11 protein-coding genes are annotated in these 15,051 nt (G+C 71.1%); 4 read left to right on the plus strand and 7 right to left on the minus strand.

Annotation, left to right across the window (positions count from 1 at the left end; translation table 11 throughout):
* The 4 genes from ABDW35_RS17480 to ABDW35_RS17495 form a co-directional block, all read right to left on the minus strand.
* The coding region (locus ABDW35_RS17480) for a hypothetical protein (RefSeq protein WP_343715157.1) at window positions 1-1,385 on the minus strand (1,385 nt) is incomplete at its 3' end.
* Window positions 1,382-2,158, minus strand: coding sequence for a sugar phosphate isomerase/epimerase (locus ABDW35_RS17485; protein ID WP_343715158.1), 777 nt, complete (start codon window positions 2,156-2,158; stop codon window positions 1,382-1,384). The genes ABDW35_RS17485 and ABDW35_RS17480, both read right to left, overlap by 4 nt.
* Window positions 2,158-3,273: a Gfo/Idh/MocA family oxidoreductase gene (locus ABDW35_RS17490; RefSeq protein ID WP_343715159.1), complete on the minus strand. Its 1,116-nt coding sequence runs from the start codon at window positions 3,271-3,273 to the stop codon at window positions 2,158-2,160. The genes ABDW35_RS17485 and ABDW35_RS17490 overlap by 1 nt, the downstream gene beginning before the upstream one ends.
* A gap of 14 nt (window positions 3,274-3,287) precedes the next feature.
* Window positions 3,288-5,300, minus strand: coding sequence for an aldo/keto reductase (locus tag ABDW35_RS17495; protein ID WP_343715160.1), 2,013 nt, complete (start codon window positions 5,298-5,300; stop codon window positions 3,288-3,290).
* 245 nt (window positions 5,301-5,545) lie between these two features.
* Here ABDW35_RS17495 and ABDW35_RS17500 point away from each other — a divergent pair, with 245 nt between their 5' ends.
* The 4 genes from ABDW35_RS17500 to ABDW35_RS17515 are packed head-to-tail and all read left to right on the plus strand — an operon-like array spanning window position 5,546 to window position 11,617.
* Window positions 5,546-6,778 (plus strand): extracellular solute-binding protein, encoded by a 1,233-nt coding sequence (locus tag ABDW35_RS17500; protein WP_343715161.1) that lies wholly within the window; start codon window positions 5,546-5,548, stop codon window positions 6,776-6,778.
* Entirely contained in the window at window positions 6,775-7,722 is a 948-nt protein-coding gene (locus tag ABDW35_RS17505) for a sugar ABC transporter permease (protein WP_343715162.1), read from the plus strand. The genes ABDW35_RS17500 and ABDW35_RS17505 overlap by 4 nt, the downstream gene beginning before the upstream one ends.
* A complete protein-coding gene (locus tag ABDW35_RS17510; RefSeq protein WP_343715163.1) occupies window positions 7,722-8,573 on the plus strand; it encodes a carbohydrate ABC transporter permease in 852 nt (283 codons plus the stop codon). The genes ABDW35_RS17505 and ABDW35_RS17510 overlap by 1 nt, the downstream gene beginning before the upstream one ends.
* Window positions 8,574-8,584: 11 nt before the next feature.
* Entirely contained in the window at window positions 8,585-11,617 is a 3,033-nt protein-coding gene (locus ABDW35_RS17515) for an aminotransferase class III-fold pyridoxal phosphate-dependent enzyme (RefSeq protein WP_343715164.1), read from the plus strand.
* A 6-nt stretch (window positions 11,618-11,623) separates the two neighbouring features.
* On the opposite strand, the gene ABDW35_RS17520 is transcribed toward ABDW35_RS17515, so the two are convergent.
* The 3 genes from ABDW35_RS17520 to ABDW35_RS17530 all read right to left on the minus strand — a co-directional run.
* Window positions 11,624-13,204: an aldehyde dehydrogenase (NADP(+)) gene (locus ABDW35_RS17520; RefSeq protein ID WP_343715165.1), complete on the minus strand. Its 1,581-nt coding sequence runs from the start codon at window positions 13,202-13,204 to the stop codon at window positions 11,624-11,626.
* A gap of 216 nt (window positions 13,205-13,420) precedes the next feature.
* Window positions 13,421-14,191 (minus strand): LytTR family DNA-binding domain-containing protein, encoded by a 771-nt coding sequence (locus ABDW35_RS17525; RefSeq protein WP_343715166.1) that lies wholly within the window; start codon window positions 14,189-14,191, stop codon window positions 13,421-13,423.
* Window positions 14,179-15,051 (minus strand): histidine kinase (locus tag ABDW35_RS17530; protein WP_343715167.1); only part of this gene is annotated, 873 nt, incomplete at its 5' end. The genes ABDW35_RS17525 and ABDW35_RS17530, both read right to left, overlap by 13 nt.

Consider the following 15,051-nt stretch of genomic DNA (forward strand, 5'->3'; position numbering starts at 1 on the left):
GCCTCCGGCAGCTCGCGGCCGAGCAGCAGCGGCAGGAAGGCGATCAGGCTGTCGGCGCCCTCCGCCGCTTCGTCCGAGCCCGCGAGGCGGGCGACGAAGCGGTCGCCGGTCCACAGTTGTCTCAGCAGCGCCTGCCGCAGGGCGTCGGCCCGGCCGGTCCAGGACGCGGCCTCCGTCGCGCGGCCCAGCAGCGCCGCGATCGCCGCCAGCTCCCGCATCTGCAGGACCAGGAAGGTGGCGAGGTCGGGCGACAGCAGCGGCGTGCCCGGCAGAAAGACCGTGGCGTTGTCCCAGCCGGCATCGTTGCCATGGTCATAGGCGGGCAGGCCGCCGACGGCGCCGGCCATCCAGGACTCCGCCTGGCGCGCCAGCCAACCGAAGACGGTCTCCAGCCGGCCGTGGTCGTAGAAGCCGGGCGCCATGGCCCGCAGCCGGCCGAAGGTCCAGCCATGCACCGGCGGCTTGGTGAAGCGCCAATAGGCGAAGCGGTCGTTGACGAAATCCGGCAGGCGGCCGCCCGGCTCCTGATGGTCGAACAGCGCCGCCATCTGGTCCCACGCCGCCTCGGGCCGGGCCGTCCCCAGGGCCAGGGCGTTGAAGCAGTGGTCCCAGCTCCAGATGTTGGTCATCCAGTTCTTCGACATGTACATCGTCGGCCGGGTCAGCACGCCCTCGGCCGGCACCATGCAGGACCAGGTGATGTAGGCGGCCAGCAGGCGGCCTCCCTCGAGCCCGGCCGCGACCGGCAGGGTCTTGTCGCGCCAGGCCGCGAAATCGGCGGCGGCGTCGGCGCGCGCCGCCTCGAAATCGGCCGGGCCGGTCCCCTGCGGCCGGATGCGGAACAGCCGCAGCGTCGCCGCGGCACGGGCGTCCCCATCCGGCAAAAGGTCGAGCCGGATCCGCTCGGCCCGCATCCCCTGCCACGGGGCATCGAGCCCGGCGGTGCCGGCGGTCACCAGCACGTCGGCCGACAGGTCCTGGCGAGCCTGGCTGATGCGGATCCGGTCGGGCAGGCGCTGGGCGTGGTCGTAGCTCCCCGGCTGCAGGCTCAGCCGCAGCCCGGCGCCATCGGCCTGGACCGCGATCGTGTCGGCATCGGCGAAGGCCAGGCGCACGGCGCCGCCGGCCGCCTGCAGCGTCAGGCAATCCGGCGCCAGCACGGCGCGGCAGGGCACGGGCGTGCCGCCGGCATCCAGCGTCTCCAGCCGGAACAGCCGGCCGGCATCGGTGTGCTCGTCGCCGCCGCGCAGCGACCGCAGCCACAGCCCGCCATCCCCCGCCAGCCGCGAAACCGCCAGGAAGCTGCCGCGGCGCGAGAAGGGCACGCGGTTGGCGTCGAACAGGTCCGCCCGCCAGCCGGGCCACGCCGCCACCGGGCCGGTCATGCCGCGGCCAGGGCCGGCAGGTGCCGGTCGAGAAAGGCGCGGCCCGCCCGGATGGTGGCGGCCGGGTCGCGCGGGTCGTCATGCTCGACGATGAAGCAGCGCGCGCCGGCCTGCCATGCGGCACGCAGCAGCCGCACCCAGTCGAGCGTGCCGCGGCCGACATCGGCCCAGCCGCCTTCGGCCGGATCGCCGTCCGGCCCGGCCAGGTCCTTGACATGGACGCTGGCGATCCGCCCGGCATACCGTGCCAGCAACGCCTCCGGATCCTGGCCGGCGCGTGCCGCCCAGGCGAGGTCCGCCTGCCAGGGCAAGGGGTGCGGCAGGCCGGGGTCGAGCAGCAGGTCGAGCGGCAATACGCCGTCGGCCTGGCGCAGCTCGAAATCGTGGTTGTGCCAGCACAGGCGGTGGCCCTCGGCCGCCAGCGCCGCGGCATGGTCCTGCATCTCCACCGCCAGGTCGCGCCAGCCGGCGAGGTCCGCCGGGCGTAGCGGCGCGTCGAGCCAGGGCATGACGATGGTCCGGGTCCCCAGCGCCTCTGCCATCGCCATCACGGCCGCGCGGTCGCGCCGGAGGTCGGGCAGGTCGACATGGCAGGACACGGCGGCGACGCCGTGGCGGGCCAGGATCGCGGCCATCTCCGCCGGGGTCAGCCCGACCGGCTCGCCGGTCTCGGCCAGTGTGAAGCCGGCGTCGCGCGCCAGGCCGACCTGGGCGTCGAAGTCACCGGCATGGCGCAGGCTGTACAGCTGGACGGCGATCTGCGGCCCAGCCATCACGCGGCCCTCGCCGCGGCGAAGGCGTCGTCGGCAACGGTGGGCATCGGCGCGGGCCGGTCGACGGTCGACCGCACGGCGACGGCAGTGCCCAGACGGGCCGAGGTCTCGAAGCCCTGCATGATCTCCAGCACGTGGCGGGCCAGGGCACCGTCGGCGCGATGCGGCCGGCCGGCCGCGATGGCCGCGGCCATCTCGGCCACGCCCAGGCCCCGCTGGTCGCCTTCGGCGAAGGGGCGGGTGGTCGCCACCGTCTCCAGCGCCGCCTTGCGCCGGCCGATGCCGACGGCGCCGCCGAACTCGTTCGGGTCCGGCAGGCGCAGCGTGCCCTGCGTGCCGTAGATCTCGATATGGGGATGGCCGTGCCACTCCACCTCGAAGCTGGTCACCACCGTCACCAGCGCGCCGGAGGCGAACTCCACCGTGCCGGCGACATGGGTCGGGGTCTCGACCCGGATCCTCTCCCCGGTCCGCGGGCCATTGCCGATGACCCGCTCGGCGATGCCGGTGCCGGCCAGGGCGGAAACGCGTCGTGCCGGGCCCAGCAGACTGACCAGAGCGGTCACATAGTAGGGGCCCATGTCCAGCATCGGCCCGGCGCCGGGCCGGTAGAAGAAGTCCGGATCCGGATGCCAGTCCTCCATGCCGTGCTCGAGGCAGAAGGCGGTGCCCGCCAGCGGGCGGCCAATCTCGCCAGCATCCAGCAGGGCCCGGGCGGTCTGGTGGGCGCCGCCCAGCACGGTGTCGGGGGCGCAGCCGACCCGCAGCCCCCGTGCCGAGGCCTCGGCCAGCAGCGCCTCCGCATCGGCCAGGCCTGTCGCCAGAGGCTTCTCGGAATAGACGTGCTTGCCGGCGGCGACGATGCGGCGGGAGATCCCGGCATGCGCCGACGGGATGGTCAGGTTGACCACCAGGCCGATCTGCGGGTCGGCCAGCAGCTCGTCGACCGGCAGGGCGCGGCAGCCCCAGGCAGCGGCCCTGGCGCGGGCGGCATCGTCGCGGATGTCGGCACAGGCGGCGAGCCGCAGGAACGGGAAGCGCGTCAGCCCGGCGGCGTAGGCGTCGAAGATGACGCCGCAGCCGATGATGCCGATGGTGAAGGGGGATGCGGTCATGAGCGGGCTTCCGGTCACAGGGAATCGCGGCGCAGATCCAGCCAGTCGCGCTCATCCCGGGTCAGGGTGAGGGCGAGGCCGTCGGCGTTGCGGCGGGTCTCGGCGATCGATCGGGGGCCGGACAGGGCGAAGGTGGCGAAGGGCTGCGACAGCACCCAGGCCATGGCGATCTGCACCGGGCTGGTGCCTTTCGCCTCGGCCAGGGCGATGGCGCGGCGGCGGCGCTCGAAATTGTCGTCGGCATACCAGGCGTTGACCAGCTCCGGATCCTCCCGCCGGTCCGGGCCGGCTCGGTCGGTGAAGAAGCCGCGGGCGGTCGACGACCAGGCGAAGAGCGCCGTGCCGCTCTCCTCCAGATAGCGCAGCCAGTCCGGGCCGTGGGCCGAGACGCAGCCGGTCCAGACCGGGTTGACCATGCGGGCCAGGGCCAGGTTGTTGCTCAGCACCGTGAAGCCGGCCTTGCCGTTCTGCCGAGCGTAGTCGTTGGCCGCCCGGAACCGCTCCAGGCTCCAGTTCGAGCCGCCGAACACGCCGATCCGGCCCTCGCGGTGCAGCGCGTCGAGCACGTCGACGAACTCGCCGACCGGCACCTCGGGGTTGTCGCGGTGCAGGAAGTAGATGTCGGCGCGGTCGGTGCGCAGCGCCTCGAAGCTCTGCTCCAGCTCCCGCCGCACCGCGTCCGGCGTGCAGTTCGGCGTGTGCGCGCCCTTGCAGATCAGGACGATCTCGTCGCGCAGGCCCCGGGTCGACAGCCACTGGCCGAACAGCGTCTCGCAGCCATCCTCCTCATAGACCCGGGCGGTGTCGAAGCAGTTGCCGCCGCGCTCGATATAGTCGTCGAACAGCGCCGCGGCGTGGGGAAAGGTCTGCTGGTTGTCGACGCCCATCACCATCCGCGCTACCGGCCGGGCGACGCCGGGCACGGTCCCGGTGGGCATGCCGGCATCCGGCCGCGGCGCCGGCCGGGCGGCGCCGGACAGCGGCCGGGCATAGCCCTCCGGCGTCTCCGGCGCGAACACCAGCCCCAGCGCCGCCCGCCAGGCATCCAGCGCCTTCATGTTGCCCAGCGTGTCCTCCAGCGGCATCGCCGGCGCCTCGCCGCGCTGCCAGTGCGCGGCGACGGTGTCCGCCTCCAGCGCGTACATCCATTGCGGCTGGTCGATCGTGATGGTCTCGGCCGTGCCATCCTCGGCCGTCACCTCGATCGCGGAGCGGCCGCCCTGCAGCCCCGGCCCGTACCAGGGCGACAGGACACGGATGCGGCCTTTCGTGCCGAACACGTGCAGGCTGTCCTCCAGGGTCACCGACACCGCTGTCGCCAGCCGGGCGACGATGCCGCCCGGGAACTCCAGCGTCGCCGCCGCCCATTCGTCGACCCCGGTCTTGCCGATCCGGCCGGCGCCCTGCACCCGCAGCGGCTCGGCGAAGGGGAGCCCCAGCGCCGCGCCGGCCACCAGGCGGGCGGCCGAGACCGGATAGCAGCCGACATCCATGATGCCGCCGCCGGCCAGCGCATTGGCGAACGTCCGGCTGCCGGGCGCGAAGCTCGAATGGTAGCCGAAGCTCGACTCGATCATCCGCACCTCGCCGATGCGGCCGCTGCGCACCAGCTCGACCAGGGCCGCGGTCTGCGGATAGCAGCGGTACATGAAGGCTTCCATCAGGAAGACGCCGCGCTCGCGCGCCCGCTCGACCACCGCCATGGCCTCGGCGTGATTGGTGCCGAAGGGCTTCTCGCACAGCACGCCCTTGCCGGCCTCGACGGCGCGCAGGGTCCAGCGGGCGTGCTCGGTGTGGGGCAGGGCGACATAGACGGCATCGACCTGCGGGTCGGCGATCAGTGCATCGTACGAGCCGTGGGCGGTGCCGCCATGCCGGGCGGCGAAGGCCGCGGCCCGTCCGGCATCGCGGCTGGCCACCGCCTGCAGCCGGCCGGTCGCCGAATGCGGCAGCGCCGTCGCGAAATCGGTGGCGATGTCCCCGGTGCCCAGGATGCCCCAGCGCAATGTCGACTGTCTCGATACCATCCGTTCCGCCCCTGCTCTCACAAAATTCTAAACGATTTCATGTCACGTGGATCGATTTCCGCAGCCCCGTCGGAGAGGATCTCTCCCGATCTGGCAGCGATTTATCCACGAGATTACCCATTGATCATCGCCAGGGCCGATGATAGCGTCAAGAAAAATGAAAACGTTTCGATTTTTCACAAACCCGGATCGCCCGGCGGCAAAGCGGGCGGCAGCGACAGGAGGAGAGAGCGGTGACTGGGAAGATGCGTTTGCTCGCCGCGGCTGCGGCGCTGGCCTGCGCCTGGGCCCTGCCGGCCGCCGGCCGGGCCGACACGGTGACGGTCAACACCTATGCCACCCAGCCGGGGTCGCCCTGGTCGAAGGCCTGGGATTATCTGAAGACCGAGTTCGAGAAGGAGAATCCGGGCACCGAGCTGACGATCAACCAGTTCGATTCCGGCAGCTTCGACACCCTGGCCCGCGCCTTCCTGGTGAACGAGTCGCCGGACGTGTTCCGCCACTATGGCGGCGGTCGGCTGTTCGACCTGGTCAAGGCCGGGCTGATCGAGCCGTCGACCAGGGTCTGGGACGAGGGCGGCCTGCGCCAGGACATGGCGGGGCTGGTGCCGTCGATGAGCTATGACGGCCAGCTGTACTGCGTGCCGATCCTGGTCGACAGCTACGGCTTCTTCTACCGCAAGGACATCTTCGCGCAGTACGGCTTGGCCGAGCCCAAGACCTATGACGATCTGCTGAAGGCGGCGGCGACGCTGAAGCAGAACGGCATCATCCCCTTCACCATCGGCACCCAGCAGCCATGGACCACGGCGGCGTGGTTCGACTATTTCATCCTGCGGACCGCCGGCATCGATTTCTACTTCAAGCTGATGGCGGGGGAGATCCCCTACACCGATCCCAAGGTGCGGCACGCGATGGATCTGTGGGGCGACCTGGTGAAGAAGGACTACTTCACCCCCGACCACAGCGCCTACACCGAGGAGACGGCGGCGGTGTTCATGGTGCAGGGGCAGTCGGCCATGTTCCTGATGGGGTCGTTCCTGCTGAACAACATCCCCGACGCGGACAAGGACAAGATCGGCTGGTTCCCGTTCCCGACCATCGATGCCGCGATGCCGACCTATGAGCATGGGCCGGCGGACACGATGTGCGTGCCGGCGCGGGCCAAGAACAAGTCCGGCGGCGACAAGTTCCTGGCCTTCTTCGGCCGCGCCGACGTCCAGACCACCTTCACCGGCATCATCAACAGCTTTCCGGCCAACACCAGATCGACCATCCGCAGCTCGGAGATCTTCCAGAAGATGCTGGGCACGCTGAAGGATGCGAAGGGGCTGGTGCAGTACTACGACATCGACACCTCGCGCGAGATGGCGGAGATCGGGATGGACGCCTTCCAGCAGTTCATGTTCCAGCCCGACAACGCCGATGCGATCCTGGCCGATCTGGATCAGCAGCGGCAGCGGATCTTCAAGAAGTGACCTCGGTGTCCGCCGGGCCTGCCGCCACCCCGCTTGCGGCGCAGAGGGCCGGGCGGCCGGCCCGGTCCTGGTGGCGCCGGCGCCAGGCGGTGCTGGCGCCGGCCCTGATGCTGGCGCCGTCCGTCCTGCTGTTCCTGGTCTTCGTCGTCTACCCCGTGGGCCAGACATTCTGGACCAGCCTGCATGACGGCAACGGCCTGGGCGAGATGCGCTGGATCGGGCTCGGAAACTATGAGGAGCTGTTCCGGACCGAGCGCTTCTTCACCGCCATCCGCAACAACATCCTGTGGCTGGCCGCGTTCCTGACGGCGCCGGCCTGGGGCCTGCTGCTGGCGCTGTTCCTGAACCAGCAGGGGCGGGGGATGCGGGCGGCGAAGACGCTGTTCTTCCTGCCCTTCGTCATCTCCTCTGTCGTCATCGGCGTGCTGTTCACCTGGTTCTACAACCCGTCCTTCGGCCTGCTCGCCAAGCTCGCCGGCTTGGCCGGGCTGCCCGCGCCGCGCCTGCTGACGGATCCGGAGCTGGCGACCTTCGCCGTGATCGCCGCAGGCATGTGGCCGCAGATCGCCTACTGCATGATGCTTTACCTCACCGGACTGACGGCGGTGGACCGCGATCTGGTCGAAGCCGGGCGGATCGACGGGGCTAAGGGGCCGCGGATGCTGTGGCACATCATCGTGCCGCAGCTGCGGGCCGCCACCGGCATCGTCTTCGTCGTCACCGTGATCGGCGCGCTGACCAGCTTCGATCTGGTGCAGGTGATGACCGCCGGCGGGCCGTTCGGCCAGACCGCCGTGCTGGCCCAGCTGATGTATCAGCAGAGCCTGCTGGTGATGCGCCCTGGCTTCGGCTCCGCCATCGCCGTGGTCCTGTTCCTGATCATGCTGGCCTATGTGCTGCTGTTCCTGCGCCGCACCTTCAGCCTGAAGCCGGGGGGCAACTGATGTTCCCGAAGCCGATCGAGACCTGGCGCCCCGGGCTGCGGCGGGCCTACCGGGCCGCCGTGCCGGCCGCGCTTCTGCTGTGGATGCTGCCGATCCTGGCGGTGATCGTGACCTCGCTCCGCGGCCGCGACGACCTGCTGCGCGGCAACTACTGGGGATGGCCGACCCGCTGGCAGCTGCTGGACAACTACCAAGCCGTGTTCACCCAGTCGCCGATGGCGACCTACCTGGCCAACAGCCTGTTCCTGTGCCTGGCCGTGGTGACGATCACCCTGGTCCTGGCATCGATGGCCGCCTTCGTCCTGGCCAACTACGAATTCCCGGGCGCGCGGCTGCTCTTTCTCCTGATGCTCGCCGGCAACTTCCTGCCGGCCCAGCTGCTGATGATCCCGGTGCGCGACATCGTGGTGGCGCTCGGCCTGTTCGACACGCGCTGGGCGCTGATCCTGGTCCAGGTCGCGCTGGGCGGCCCGTTCGCCGCCTTCTTCCTGCGCAACTTCATCCGCGACCTGCCGCGCGAGCTGACCGAGGCGGCGCGCTGCGAGGGCGCGACCGAGTTCCAGATCTACCGCCGGGTGGTGCTGCCGCTGCTGCGGCCCGCCATGGCGGCGCTGGCGGTCCTGATCTTCACCTTCGTCTGGAACGACTATTTCTGGGCCCTGGTGCTGGTGCAGAGCGACGGGGTGCGGCCGATCACCATCGGCCTCGCCCAGCTCAAGGGCGCCTACTCGACCCAGTGGAACCTGGTCGCCGCGGCGTCGATCCTGGCGGCGATCCCGCCGATCGTGCTGTTCTTCGTCATGCAGAAGCAGTTCATCGCCGGGCTGGCGATGGGCGCCACCAAGGGCTGAGGGACCTTTCCATGCTGGATGTCGTCGCCGCCGATGCTGCGATCCGTGCGCTGCTGTCGCGTCATTGGGATGTGGCGGGCACGCTGGTCCCGCTGCCCGGCGAGCATGATGCCAATTTCCGCGTCACCGCGCCGGACGGCCGCGGCTACCTGCTCAAGCTCCACGCCGCCGGCACGGCGGATGCGGAGGCGGAGATGCAGGCCGCGGTCCTGGCCCATCTCGCCGCCCGCGATCCGGGGCTGCCGGTGCAGCGCGCCGTCCCGGCCGGCGACGGCCGGCTGGTGGTCGCGGTCGAGGTTGCGGGCCGGCGGCGGCTGGCCAGGCTGACGGCCTGGCTGGACGGCACGATGTGGGCCGACCGGACCGGCATCGGCGACGAGGTGCGGGCCGGCCTGGGCGCGATGCTGGGGCGGCTCGACCGCGCCCTTGCCGATTTCCGGCACCCGGCAGCGGCCCGCGCCTATGCCTGGGACCTGCTGCGCGCGGCGGAGCAGCGCGACGCGCTGGGCTGGATCCCCGACCCCGACAGCCGCACCGCGGCCACGGCGATCCTCGACCGCTTCGCCGCGGAGATCGTGCCGCAGCTCGCCGCCTGTCCGCGCCAGGTGCTGCACAACGACGCCAATGACCGCAACCTGCTGCTCGACGCCGAGGGGCGGATCGCCGGCCTGGTCGATTTCGGCGACATGGTGGAGACGGCGCGGGTGTCGGAGATCGCGGTGGCCGCCGCCTATGCGGCGATCGGCGCGCCCGACCCGGTGGCGGCGATCCTGCCGCTGGTCGCCGCCTATCACGAGGCCAACCCGCTGGAGCAGCAAGAGATCGATGTGATCCACGAGTTGGTGCTGGCCCGCCTGGCGGTCAGCCTGTGCATGGCGGCGCGCCAGAGCCGGGCCGCCCCGGACAATGCCTATCTGCTGGTCAGCCAGGACGATGTCCGGGCCACGCTGGCCCGGTTCGCGGCGCAGGACCGGCATCTCGCGCGGATGCGGATCCGGGAGGCCTGCGGGCTGGCGCCGAACCCGGCGGCGCCGGGAATCGTGCGCTGGCTCGAGGCCAATGCGCATCGCTTCGCCCCGGTCCTCGAGACCCGCCCCGCCGCGGATCAGGTGGCGATCCTGGACTGGGACCGGCACGGGGCCAATGCCGGGATTCTCGAAGAGTTGACCGATCCCGCCGCCCTGTCCGCCTGGTGCGAGCGGCAGCTGGCGCAGGGCGGCGCTACGGTCGGGATCGGCCGGTACCGCGAGGACCGGCCGGTCTACCGCGCGGCGCATTTCGAGACACCGGATCCGGCCGAGCGCCGGTCGATCCATCTCGGCCTCGACCTGTTCGCGCCCGCCGGCACGCCGATCCGAGCGCCGATCGACGGGGTGGTGGAGGCGGTGGGCGACGAGCCGGCCGCGGGCGGCTTCGGCGGCCATCTGCTGCTGCGGCACGCCACGGATGACGGCACGCCGTTCTGGACCCTCTACGGCCATCTGCGGCCGACCTCGCTCGCGGGGCTGGCGCCGGGCCGGGCGGTCGCGGCCGGCGACCGCATTGCCGTGCTCGGCGACCTGGCCGAGAACGGCCATTGGCCGCCGCATCTGCACCTGCAACTGCTGACCCATCTGCTCGAGATGGGTGTCGGTATCTGGGGCGTGGCGCCGAAAAGCCAGCTCGAAGTGTGGGAGAGCATCAGCCCGGACCCGAACATCGTCGCCGGCATCCCGGCTTCGTGCTCGGCCGTGCCGGACCGCACGCCCGCCCGGCTGCGGCAGCTGCGCCGGCGCGTGGTCGGCCGGTCGCTCAGCCTGTCCTACCGCGATCCGCTGAAGATCGTCGGCGGCCGCGGTGCGCGGCTGATCGACGAGGCCGGGCGCGAATGGCTCGACATGGTCAACAACGTCGCCCATGTCGGCCACGGCCATCCCCGCGTGGTCGCGGCGGCGCAGGCCCAGATGGCGCGGCTGAACACCAACACCCGCTATCTGCACGACCATCTGGTCGAATATGCGCGGCGCCTGACGGCGACGCTGCCCGCGCCGCTGTCGGTCTGCTTCCTGGTCAATTCCGGATCGGAAGCGAACGACCTGGCGATCCGGCTGGCCCGCGCCCATACCGGCCGTCACGACCTGCTGACACTGGACCATGCCTATCACGGCCACCTGACCTCGCTGATCGAGATCAGCCCCTACAAGTTTGCCGGGCCGGGCGGGCAGGGGCGGCCCTCGCATGTCCATGTCTGCGAGATGCCGGACCTGTATCGCGGCCGGTTCCGGGCCGGCGATCCCGAGGTCGGCGCCCGCTACGCCGAGGATGTCGGGCGGCAGGCCGCGGCCGCCCGGGCGCGGGGCGGCGTGGCCGCCTTCTTCTGTGAATCCATCCTCGGCTGCGGCGGCCAGCTGGTGCTGCCGGATGGCTACCTGAAGGCCGCCTATGCCCATGTGCGTGCGGCCGGCGGCCTCTGCGTCGCGGACGAGGTCCAGGTCGGCTTCGGCCGGGCCGGCAGCCATATGTGGGCGTTCGAGACCCAGGGCGTGGTGCCCGACATCGTCACCATGGGCAAGCCCATCGGCAACGGCCACCCGATGGCGGCGGTGGTGACGACGCCGGAGATCGCGGCCGCCTTCGCCAACGGCATGGAGTATTTCAACACCTTCGGCGGCAACCCGGTCTCTGCCGCGATCGGCCTCGCCGTGCTCGACGTCATCCGCGACGAGAGGCTGATGCACCATGCAGCCGTGATCGGCGCGCGGATGGTGGACGGCCTGCGTGACCTGTCGGAGCGGCACCCGATGATTGGCAATGTCCGCGGCCTCGGCCTGTTCCTCGGCGTCGAGATGGTGCGCGACCGCCGGACGCTGGAGCCGGCGGCGCCGGAGCTGTCGGCCCTGGTCGAGGCCATGAAGACACGGCACGGCATCCTGCTGTCGACCGAAGGCCCGCACCACAACGTGCTGAAGATCAAGCCGCCTTTGGCCTTCGACGCAGCCGACTGCGATCGGTTCCTCGCGGCGTTGGGCGGCGAGCTGAACCGCCTGGAGTTGACGTCGGTGTGATGCGTGCTACCCGCGCGTGCCGTCGAACAGGTGAGGCAGCTTCGACAAACCCTCCTGCCGCAATTCCGGCGGCAGCAGCTCTTGCGGCAGATCCTGGTAACAGACCGGCCGCAGGAAGCGCCGGATGGCCAGGGTTCCGACCGAGGTGGTGCGGCTATCGGAGGTGGCGGGGAACGGGCCGCCATGGACCATGGCATGCCCGACCTCGACGCCGGTGGGCCAGCCATTCGCGAGGATGCGGCCGGCCTTCCGCTCCAGGATCGGGATCAGCTGGCGGGCCAGATCGGTGTCCGCGCGCTCGAAGTGCAGCGTCGCCGTCAGCTGGCCTTCCAGCCGCTCGGCCACGCTCGCCATCTCCTCGATCGTCCTGCAGCGCACGACCAGGGCTGCGGCGCCGAACACCTCGTGCGCCAAGCGCTCATCCGCGCCGAAGCTCGGCGCATCGGTGCTGAACAGCGCACTCGGGCTGCGATTGACGCCGCTGCCGGATGCGCCCCGCGCCACGGCGCGCACTGCTGGATTGGTTTCGAGCGCCTGCACGCCCGCGGCATAGGCCTTGTGGATTCCCTCGGTCAGCATCGGCGCCGGCTCCCGGGTCGCGAGTGCCGCGCCGGCTGCCGCGAGGAAGCGGTCGAGACCGGCGCCCTCGAGCGCGAAGATCAGACCCGGATTGGTGCAGAACTGGCCGGCGCCGAGCGTCAGCGAGTCGACGAAGCCGGCCGCGATCCCTTCGGCCCGGGCGTCGAGGGCGGCGGGCAGCAGGAACACCGGATTGACACTGCTCATCTCGGCATAGACCGGGATCGGCTCCGACCGCTGCGCCGCGGCCGCGACCAGCGCCAGCCCGCCGCCGCGCGAGCCGGTGAAGCCGACCGCCTTGATATGCGGGTGCTTGACCAGGGCCGTGCCGGTCTCCACGGCACCGGGGAGCAGCGAGAACACGCCCTCCGGCATGCCGCATTCGCTCACCGCCGCCTGGATGGCGCGGCCGACCAGTTCGCTGGTGCCGGGATGGGCCGGGTGGCCCTTCACCACGACGGGGCAGCCTGCCGCCAGCGCCGACGCCGTGTCGCCGCCCGCGACGGAGAAGGCCAGCGGGAAGTTGCTGGCCCCGAACACCGCGACCGGGCCGAGCGGGATCTGCCGCAGCCTCAGGTCGGCACGTGGCAGCGGCGTCCGTTCCGGCTGCGCCGGGTCGACGCGCAGGTCCAGCCATTCCCCGCTTCGCACGACCTGGGCGAACAGGCGCAGCTGCCCGACGGTGCGCGCCCGCTCACCCTCGATACGAGGCCTCGGCAGTCCGGTCTCGACCGTGGCGCGGTCGACCAGCGTATCGCCGAGCTCGAGGATGTTGTGGGCGATCGCCTCCAGGAACCCGGCCCGTTCCTCCAAGCCGGTCAGGCGGTATGCGAGGAAAGCGGACCAGGCGAGCTCGCAGGCCCGGGCGACCTCGGCTTCGCCGGCGAAAGCGAAGGCCGGATCGAGGGCGTCTCCCGTGGCGGGGTTCACCGCCCGCAGGGGCCGCTCGGCCGGGCTGATCGAGGCTGAGCCGATCAAGATATCGCCGGTGATGGTCTTCGATACCATGGTGCTGATCCGGGTTAGGGCCTGTCAGGTCGCATTCGACGCGTGGCGCTTCGCTTCGCCCCAGCTCGACGGGACGTGTGACCCGGAAGGCTGGCAGCGTTCCGGCCGGAAGCGGCGGACGCCTCGAATGCAGTTGGCAGGGACCTAAATGGCGCCGCTGGCGCCTCGAACAAGTGTCGAGTGAGCATAGCCGAGGCGCGATGACGACGAGCGCCGTTATGCGCTGACCATGGGGCGGCTTTCGATGCATTGTCGCAACCGCCGGGCCGCGATCCGGCCGAGGGCGATCGGCCCGATACCTCCCCCTAACGATACACTGCAGCGCCCGGCGTCCTGCCAATCCACCTGCTCCAGCTGATCGAGATTGACGATCAGCGACCGGCTGATGCGGACGAAGGGCGGCGTCGGAAGCTGCGCCTCGAAATGCCGCAGCAGCCGGCAGACCAGGTAGTCCCGCGCGCCCTTCAGGAAGATGCGGGTGAAATCCGCCTCCGCCGCCAGCATCGCCACGGTGCCCAGCGGCGCGATCACCGACCGGCCGTCGACGCGGAGATGGATGCGCTGCTGCGGCCCGGAATCCAGCTCGGCGTCGTCAGGCCTGGCTGCTTCGGGCACTGGCGCTACGGCCGCGTCCCGGCGATGTCGGCGCAGCCGGTCCATGGTGACGGCCAGCCGCTGCGGGTCGACCGGCTTGAGCAGGAAGTCCACCGCCGAGACGTCGAAGGCCCGGACCGCGTAAAGGTCGTGCGCGGTGACGAACACGATCGCCGGCACCGGCGACAGCTCCGAGAGCAGGTCGAAGCCGCGGCCGTCGGCCAGCTCGACATCCAGGAAGATTGCGTCGGGCCGCAACCGGCCCGTCTGGTCCCGGGCCTCCGCGACCGTCCCTGCCTCGGCCACGATGTCGATGTCCGGATGCGCCTGCAGCAGGCGTCGGAATCCCCGCCGCGCGGGCGGCTCGTCATCCACCAGCATCACGCGAAGCATGCGGTCCCCGTCAGCGCCAGCCGCGCCACCACCATGTCCCCCTCCTGGGCCAATGTCAGCTCATGCCGTCCCGGATAGTGCAGCTCCAGCCGGCGGCGGGTGTTGGCCAGCCCGACGGCCGGCCGGTCGTCCGTCCGCGGCGACAGCCGGCCCGGATTGGTGACCTCGATCGTGACTGTTTCGGCATCCAGACGGCGAGCGGCGATACGGATCTCAAGCGGGCCGGATGAGGTGCGCAACCCGTGCTTCACCGCGTTCTCGACCAGCCCCTGCACGATCAGATGCGGCACCGGCACCGTGCTGGCGCGCAGGTCCAACTCGACCACACAGCGCAGCCGGTCCTCGAAGCGCAGCTCCTGGATCCGGACATAGGCGCGCACGGCCTCGATCTCCTCGCTCAGCAGGCACACCGGCCGGGTCTGCGGGTCCAGCGAGTAGCGCAGATAGCCGGCGATGCGGTGGGTCATCTCCAGTGCCGCCTGCGGGTTGTCGGGGATCTCCACGGCCACGGTGTTCAGAGCGTTGAACAAGAAATGCGGTTCCAGCTGCAGGCGCAGCCGCTGCAGTTCGGCCCGTGTCGCCGCGGCCTGCGCCTCGCTGCGGCGCGCCCGCTCCGACCGGGCCTCGACATCCGCTCGGATCCAGACATAGGCCAGCGACCAGCCGAGAAAGACCGCGGTGTAATAGACCACCGGGATTGCGGCCACGCGGGCGACTCCGCCGGGGGCCAGCCCGGCGAACAGGACATCCTTCACCAGGTTGACGATCAGCATCTGCAGCAGCCCGCCCAGGATCGAGAACACCACCACCACGACGACGGCCCGCCCCGCGGGGCGCTGCGGACCGTCGTCGTGGTGGTG

The organism is Inquilinus sp., from assembly GCF_039594555.1.
In the GTDB taxonomy this organism is placed as follows: domain Bacteria; phylum Pseudomonadota; class Alphaproteobacteria; order DSM-16000; family Inquilinaceae; genus Inquilinus.